Source organism: Photobacterium sanguinicancri (assembly GCF_002265265.1).
In the GTDB taxonomy this organism is placed as follows: domain Bacteria; phylum Pseudomonadota; class Gammaproteobacteria; order Enterobacterales; family Vibrionaceae; genus Photobacterium; species Photobacterium sanguinicancri.
Window position 1 is genome coordinate 1 of sequence record NZ_NOIF01000310.1, and the last position, 2,883, is coordinate 2,883.

3 protein-coding genes are annotated in these 2,883 nt (G+C 41.4%); 1 reads left to right on the plus strand and 2 read right to left on the minus strand.

Annotated features, from left to right (window positions below; all coding sequences use genetic code 11):
• Positions 1-174: 174 nt before the first annotated feature.
• Positions 175-1,296 carry a hypothetical protein gene (locus ASV53_RS23480; protein ID WP_141226309.1) on the minus strand — a complete coding sequence of 374 codons (1,122 nt, stop codon included), beginning with the start codon at positions 1,294-1,296 and terminating at the stop codon, positions 175-177.
• Between the two features lie 107 nt (positions 1,297-1,403).
• On the opposite strand from ASV53_RS23480, the gene ASV53_RS23485 reads away from it, so the two are divergent.
• Positions 1,404-1,601 carry a hypothetical protein gene (locus tag ASV53_RS23485; RefSeq protein WP_094958925.1) on the plus strand — a complete coding sequence of 66 codons (198 nt, stop codon included), beginning with the start codon at positions 1,404-1,406 and terminating at the stop codon, positions 1,599-1,601.
• 77 nt (positions 1,602-1,678) lie between these two features.
• On the opposite strand, the gene ASV53_RS23490 is transcribed toward ASV53_RS23485, so the two are convergent.
• A complete protein-coding gene (locus ASV53_RS23490; RefSeq protein ID WP_141226298.1) occupies positions 1,679-1,873 on the minus strand; it encodes a hypothetical protein in 195 nt (64 codons plus the stop codon).
• Positions 1,874-2,883 lie beyond the last annotated feature (1,010 nt).

A 2,883-nucleotide genomic window follows, 5' to 3' on the forward strand; every position in this document is an offset into this window, starting at 1 on the left:
AAATTTAGGCTATATTAGAAGCAGATACGCAATATCTGACAGCGCTCACTCCCCGAGCTTGCTCGGCAGATTTAACGTCTAACATAAGTTGCACCACGGCTAACTCACCAAGCGCACCGAACCCCATACCAAAACTGCGGAGTAAAACGTGTCAACTTGATGTTTTTGTTAGGTTTATTTCTCTCTAATCTTCACAAACCTTAGAAAATCAGAGATAAATTCAGATGCACCTTCTCTCACTTTGGCAACATCATCTTGAATTTCAATCACACCTGATTTATCCAATAATGAATAGATTCGATATTTTTTAAAAGAACTTCTTCTCTCAGAATGACGATAACTAGGGTCTTCTGCTTTATAGCGTTGGTGTAAGTAGTAACCCTCTCGATACTCTTCACTAAGGTGTTTTTGCGACTTTTCAACGTATGACACCAAATTATGCTCATCTGATATGAAAGTGTTTATTTTTTCTATATCACTTATGCCACCATCTAAGTACAAATTAAAAATATAACCTTGGATTTCTTCACACCCTAGAACTCCCATTTCTTTGTACTTTTTGAGTACGCACTTTCTTCTACGCTTGGATATATACTCGGAAGTGATAATTATTGGCAAAAAGGTTAAAACCAAAGAAAATATAAAACCAAAGAAGTATAACGGGCCTCTAACGATCTGAACCCAGAGATTGCCAGAGAAAACTTCACTCCAGAATCCTACCCTCTCTTCTTCATTTAAACGTTCGATTCTTAGCTCTTTGACACCTGCTATCTTGCCAACCATAGAAAATTTTGGGTCGATACTATTTTCGTGTAGTAGCAGTATTTTGAATACATAGTTATTTCCTTGATCCAATATAACTTGTGGCAAAAGTACCTTAGATTCATGGAATGATATTGAAGCCATCTTTCTCAAGTAGTTACTTGATGCGGACGTTAACTCAACTTCCATTATCTGAGCACTTTCCACAAGGATTGTTACTGGGTAATCTGAATCATAATGCTCCTTCAATAAAGAGGAACCACCATCGTTTTTAACTCTAACACTTACTACAGAGATCGTTTTCTCTAAGTTCTTTATGTCGATATCACCCCAGAGTACTTTTAACTCCTTTACATCTTCGTTAAACGACAACACATTTGTTTCACTCAGTATTTCAGTAGTTAAGTAAGGAGTCTCCACCTTAAAGAATTCGGTATAAATAGTTACACTACCGAAGAAAACGGCTAGTACAAAACCAAACAAAGACCATGAAAATTTGCTTTCCAAATTATTCATTGCTGATATAAAACTCAAATTTTTCTCCTATAAACCTAACGCCTTGGCATAAGGTGCGCCAACGCTGAACTTACTAAACCAAATACACTTCAAACCAAAACCGCCGAGTGTCAGGCGTCACATTAATGCCATTGTTACCCGGCCGTTCGACTTGGGTGAAGCAGCTTGCCTGCCATGATGAAATGCAATTAAAAACGGCGCTTATTAAGCGCGACAAACACCCAACTCAAGGCAGACAAATTCAAAACTATAACCACGAAAATTACTGCGCGTTTACCCACAAAATAGCGGCTACGATAAAGTTAGCACTACGGTTTACCTAGTGAAGCCGCACCTTACATTTACGATGAAATTGATAACAACGCAGCCCAAACTAAAGCCGCGAACAACACCCACAATTCTATTTCTTTCGGCAACCACCAAAATGTAACCACTTCCCTGCCAGCGCACCGACCACAATATTGAAAGCGGCTATCCTCGAAAATGGTGCGGCAATAGCTGAGAAATTTAAGAACTGGTGAGCACGCGGAGCATCAACCGCCACGGCCGAACCATGGTTAGAGCCAAATACAGAAGTTGGCGCGGTTACCAGCAAACATTCACGCAAGTCGTTGAGACGTTTAAAAATAAGAAGCCGCTATAAACAATGAACGATTCTTACTGCATACGAATTTATCTGGAATTGACCAATTCACAGCGACTGCGGAGTTAAGTACACAAAAAGAACTCAACCAAGTCGGGTAACGCCTTGGCATAAGGTGCGCCAACGCTGAACTTACAAAACCAAATACACTTCAAACCAAAACCGCCGAGTGTCAGGCGTCACCTTAATGCCCTTGTTACCCGGCCGTTTGACTTGGGTTAAGCAGCTTGCCTGCCATGATGAAGTGCAACTAAAAACTGCGCTGATTAAGCGCGGCAAACACCCCACTCAAGGCTGACAAATTCAAAACTATAACCACGAAAATTACTGCGCGTTTACCCACAAAATAGCGGCTACGATGAAGTTAGCACTATGGTTTACCTAGTGAAGCCACACCTTACATTTGCGATAAAATTGATAAAAAGGCAGCCAAAACTAAAGCCGCGAACATCGCCCACAATTTTACTGCTTTCGGCAACCACCAAAATGTAACCACTTCCCTACCAACGCACCGACCTCAATATTGAAAGCGGCATTCCTCGAAAATGGTGCGGTAATGGCTGAGAAATTTAAGAACTGGGAGTACGTAGAGCATCAACCGCCACGGCCGAACCATGGTTAAAACAAATAAAGAAGTTGGCGCGGTTACCAGTGAATATTCACGCAAATCATTGAGACGTTTAAAAATAAGAAGCCGCTATGAACGACTAACGATTCTAACTGCATACGAGTTTATCTGGAATTGACCAACTCACAGCAACAGCGGAGTTAGGTAAGCAAAAAAAACTCAACCAAGTCGGGTAACGCCTGCAATAAGGTGTGCCCCTCGGAGCTAGCAAAGCACACCGAACTCCGTACCAAAACCGCCGAGTGTAACGCATCACCTTGATTGCTTTGATACTTATTGAGCCTTCTCCGACAACATGCCCCAAAGGAGTATGCTGGAAGGCGACTAAACCAAA

Coding starts and splice junctions, on each gene's coding strand:
- ASV53_RS23485 (WP_094958925.1), top strand. CDS start 1,404: ATGCCATTGTTACCCGGCCGTTCGACTTGGGTGAAGCAGCTTGCCTGC.